The organism is Streptomyces sp. UH6, assembly GCF_013421635.1.
GTDB lineage: Bacteria > Actinomycetota > Actinomycetes > Streptomycetales > Streptomycetaceae > Streptomyces > Streptomyces abyssomicinicus.
The window spans coordinates 1-4,173 of the sequence record NZ_JACADT010000492.1 but is presented as its reverse complement, the minus strand read 5'-3'; the positions used below and the strand labels follow the sequence as shown (position 1 = coordinate 4,173).

Below are 4,173 nucleotides of genomic sequence, written 5' to 3'. Positions count from 1 at the left end.
GCTGGGCGGAGGAGCCCGGCTTGTAGTCGGCGAAGAAGTCCCACCAGGCGCGGTCTACCGAATTCGGGTCCTGGAGGTACTGCTGATAGATCTCGTCGACGAGCCACTCATTGGCGCCGAACGCAGCGGCGGGGTTACCCGCCGAGCCTGCGTCGGTCGAGACACTCGAGTTACTGGACTGTGGCGACACGGCGGCAACCGCCCTCTTCCGCTTCACAAGGTTATGGACAGCGGGAACAAAGGCTACGCCTCCCCGGCAGGGATGGTCAGGCCGGGCCCGGTCATCGTCGCGCAAGTCACATCCGCAGACGTGTTTCGGCGGCGGAAATGGCGGGAAACAACCGGGGTTCCCCTAGGAAACAGGTGTGTACGGGTACGACGGCGTAAGCCGCGCACGGCTTCCGTACGCGCCTGTTCCCCCCTTCCACGTGCTCACACGTGCCCGACCGGCGCGGACGCCGCTCGATCTTGAAGGGTTCTTGGTTCGAACTTTACGTCAACCCTGCTTCGGGAGCGCCCCCGGAAGGGTGACGAGTATGCGACAGCCGCGATCGGATTCGGCCACACGGATGCGTCCGCCGTGCAGCTCGACGGCCCAGCGGGCGATGGCGAGACCGAGACCGGTACCGCCGTCGCTGCCCGGACCGTGGGACGGCGCGGCGGAGCCCCGGTTGAAACGTTCGAAGACCCGGTGCCACTCGGCGCGCGGGATGCCCGGACCCTCGTCCTGGACCTCCAGCGTCAGGGAGCCCGGGTACGGGCCGCCCCGGGCGCGCACGGTGACCCGGCCGCGGGCCGGGCTGTGCTTCATCGCGTTGTCGATGAGGTTGGCGAGGACCTGGTGCAGCCGCTCGGGGTCCGCGTGCGCGGTCAGGTGCGTGGGCTGCACGTCCAGGTGGAGGTGGACGTCGCTGCGGGTGTGGGTGCCGGAGCCGGAGGCGAGGCCAGGGCGGGCCGCGGCGACCATCCCGGCCTCCTTGATGATCCCGGACAGGTACGGCCAGACCTCGAAGGTGCGGGCCTTCAGCGGCACCACGCCGTTGTCCAGCCGGGACAGGTCCAGCAGGGTGTCCACCAGCCGGCCCAGCCGCTCGGTCTGCCGCAGCGCCGTCCGCATGGTCTCCGGGTCCGCCTCGCAGACGCCGTCCACCACGTTCTCCAGCACCGCGCGCAGGCCGGCGATGGGGGTGCGCAGTTCGTGCGAGACGTTGGCCACGAGCTCCTTGCGCTGGCGGTCCTGGGTGTCCAGCTCGTCGGCCATCCGGTTGATCGCCCGGGACAGGTCGCCGAGTTCGTCCCGCCGGTTCTCGCTGACCCGGCGGCCGTAGTCGCCGTGCGCGATGGCCCGGGCCACGCCGGTCATCGCGTCCAGCGGCGCGGTCAGCGACTGCGCCACGAACTGGGTGATCAGCAGTGTGGCGATCATGGAGAAGACCATGACGAAGCGCAGCTCGGTGTCCGTGCGCAGCGCTATCAGCAGGAAACCCGTGGTGATCAGTACCGAGGCCACGACCAGGACGCACAGCTTGGTCTTGATCGAGAACGGGCGCATGCCCCGCCGCGGGCACGGCGGCCCGTACGGTCTGCGCCCGCCCACCGGGCTCCCGCCCGCCGGATCGCTGGTCACGGCGTCGGCGTCTCCAGGGCGTAGCCCACGCCGTGCACCGTGCGGATGCGCTCGGCGCCGATCTTCCGGCGCAGCGCCTTGATGTGGCTGTCGACGGTCCGGGTGCCGGAGGCGTCGGCCCAGTCCCACACCTCGGCCAGCAGCTGCTCACGGGAGAGCACCGCGCGCGGGGTGTTGGCCAGGCACACCAGCAGGTCGAACTCGGTGGGCGTCAGGTGGACGTCCTCGGAGCGGACCCGCACCCTGCGCTGCGCGTGGTCGATCTCCAGCTCGCCCAGGCGCAGCACGCCCGAGCGCGGCGTGGCGGCGGCCAGCGCGGCGCGCTCCATGCGGCGCAGCAGCACGTGGACGCGCGCCGCCAGCTCCCGCATGGAGAACGGCTTGGTCATGTAGTCGTCGGCGCCGACGCCGAGGCCCACCAGCATGTCCGTCTCGTCGTCACGCGCGGTGAGCATCAGCACCGGCACCGGACGCTGGGCCTGCACGCGGCGGCAGACCTCGAGGCCGTCGAAGCCGGGCAGCATGACGTCGAGGATCAGCAGGTCGGGCTGCCAGGCCTCCGCGGTGTCCACGGCGGCCGGTCCGTCGCCCGCCGTTTGCACCAGGAATCCCTCGGCGCGCAAGCGGGCCGCGATGGCGTCGACGATCGTCGGGTCGTCCTCGACCACCAGGACTCTGCGCTGCGCGCCCTGCGTCGCCGTGCTTCCGCTGTGCGAGGTGTGTGTCTGCTCCATCGCCCGCCCCTGGTGTGCTTTCCGGAATCCGTGGGGTGATTCCCATGCCTGCGGTCACGGCGCCGGTGATCGGCGCCAAGGGGCAGCGTACGGGGATTCACCCGGCGAGAGCCATCCCGGGCCGCAGCGCGAGGTGCACCACGTCGGGGACTCCTCGGGCAACGGGGACCTGATCGGTACGCACCTGCCGGAATCCGGCATTCCGCAAGCTACCTTCGAATTTCGCGGACGGCTGGGCGGACCACACGGCCAGCACTCCGTCAGGCCGCAAAACCCTTGCGCAGCTTGCGAGTCCGGCCGGTGAGTAGAGGCTGTCGTTGCCCTCGTCGACGGTCCATCCGGGGCCGTTGTCGATGTCCAGGCACAGGGCGTCCCAGGTGTGGGATGTCACATCCAGATAACGAATCAGGTCGGCCTCGACGATCTCCGCGCGCGGGTCCGCGAGGGCCTCGGCCGTGAGGTGCGACAGGGGTCCGGAGCGGTGCCAGTCGATCACCGCGGACTCGCGCTCGACCACCGTGATCCGGCCCCATCGCGGGTCGGCCGCGGCGTGTGCGAGCGAAAACCCGACACCCAGGCCGCCGATCAGCAGGTGCGGTTCCGGGCGGCCGCCCGCCTCGTCGAGGGCGCGGGCGGCCGCGTCGACCAGCAGGCGCTCGGAGCGGCCGTCGGAGGTGTCCATCAGGAAGCAGCCGTTGGCGATGATCTGCAGCAGCGCGCCGTGGCGGCGCAGGACGATCTCGCCGTGGGGGCCGGTGCGGCGGTCCACGACGACAGGGGCTTCGGTCTCCCCGGCCGACGCCGGGGTGTACGCGGCGGACATGGCCTCCATCCTGCCAAGCCGGGTGGCCGGATTCCGGCGAACGGCGGATCCGTCGGGCCGGAGCGGGGGTGTGCGCTCTTTTCGGGGGAGCTCTACGGGCGTAGCGTCGATCCCGGCACCACTGACATGTTCGCGCCAAGCATCGCTTTCAGCTCCCCTCACCGGAGGTACGCATGTCCGTGCTCAGACCCTCGCGCGCCGTCCTCGTCGGCGCGCTCCTCGCGGCCCTCGCCGTGTCCACCGCCACCCCCGCCTCGGCCGCCGCCTCCGACGCGGCCGGCGCCGTTCCGGCCCGCGGCTCGGCCCACCTGGGCATGGGCGTCCTGGCCCACGACGGCCGGCAGGGCACGCCCTCCGGCATCGGCGCCGCCGCCACCCAGACCGAGGGCGTCGACGTCAGCAGCCACCAGGGCAACGTGGACTGGGCCGGGCTGTGGAACAGCGGGGTGAAGTGGGCCTACGTCAAGGCCACCGAAGGCACGTACTACAAGAACACGTACTTCACGCAGCAGTACAACGGCTCGTACAACGTCGGGATGATCCGCGGCACCTACCACTTCGCCACCCCGGACACCACGAGCGGCGCCACCCAGGCCAACTACTTCGTCGACAACGGGGGCGGATGGTCCCGCGACGGCAAGACCCTGCCGGGTGTGCTGGACATCGAGTGGAACCCGTACGGGGACACCTGCTACGGGAAGACGCAGAGCCAGATGGTGGCGTGGATCCGTGACTTCGTCACCACCTACAAGGCGCGGACCGGACGGGACGCGGTGATCTACACCGCCACCAGCTGGTGGACCCAGTGCACCGGGAACAACAGCGGCTTCGGCGCCACCAACCCGCTCTGGGTCGCGCGGTACGCCACCGCGGTGGGGACGCTGCCGGCCGGGTGGCCGTACTACACGATGTGGCAGTACACCTCGACCGGGCCGATCGTCGGTGACCACAACCGGTTCAACGGCGCGCTGGACCGGGTGCGGGCGCTG

5 protein-coding genes are annotated in these 4,173 nt (G+C 70.8%); 1 reads left to right on the top strand and 4 read right to left on the bottom strand.

Going from position 1 to position 4,173, the window contains the following annotated elements; translation table 11 throughout:
- The 4 genes from HW445_RS34285 to HW445_RS20600 all read right to left on the bottom strand — a co-directional run.
- Positions 1-190: hypothetical protein (locus HW445_RS34285; protein ID WP_180222462.1), on the bottom strand; the 190-nt coding region annotated here is incomplete at its 3' end.
- A gap of 306 nt (positions 191-496) precedes the next feature.
- Positions 497-1,552: a cell wall metabolism sensor histidine kinase WalK gene (locus tag HW445_RS20610; protein ID WP_180222461.1), complete on the bottom strand. Its 1,056-nt coding sequence runs from the start codon at positions 1,550-1,552 to the stop codon at positions 497-499.
- A gap of 71 nt (positions 1,553-1,623) precedes the next feature.
- Positions 1,624-2,361, bottom strand: coding sequence for a response regulator transcription factor (locus HW445_RS20605; RefSeq protein WP_151771308.1), 738 nt, complete (start codon positions 2,359-2,361; stop codon positions 1,624-1,626).
- Positions 2,362-2,458: 97 nt separating this feature from the next.
- Positions 2,459-3,193, bottom strand: a complete 735-nt coding sequence (locus HW445_RS20600; protein WP_374939675.1) for a spermidine synthase — start codon at positions 3,191-3,193, stop codon at positions 2,459-2,461.
- 164 nt (positions 3,194-3,357) lie between these two features.
- Between HW445_RS20600 and HW445_RS20595 the strand changes: the two genes are divergently transcribed.
- Positions 3,358-4,173 (top strand): lysozyme (locus HW445_RS20595; protein WP_180222459.1); only part of this gene is annotated, 816 nt, incomplete at its 3' end.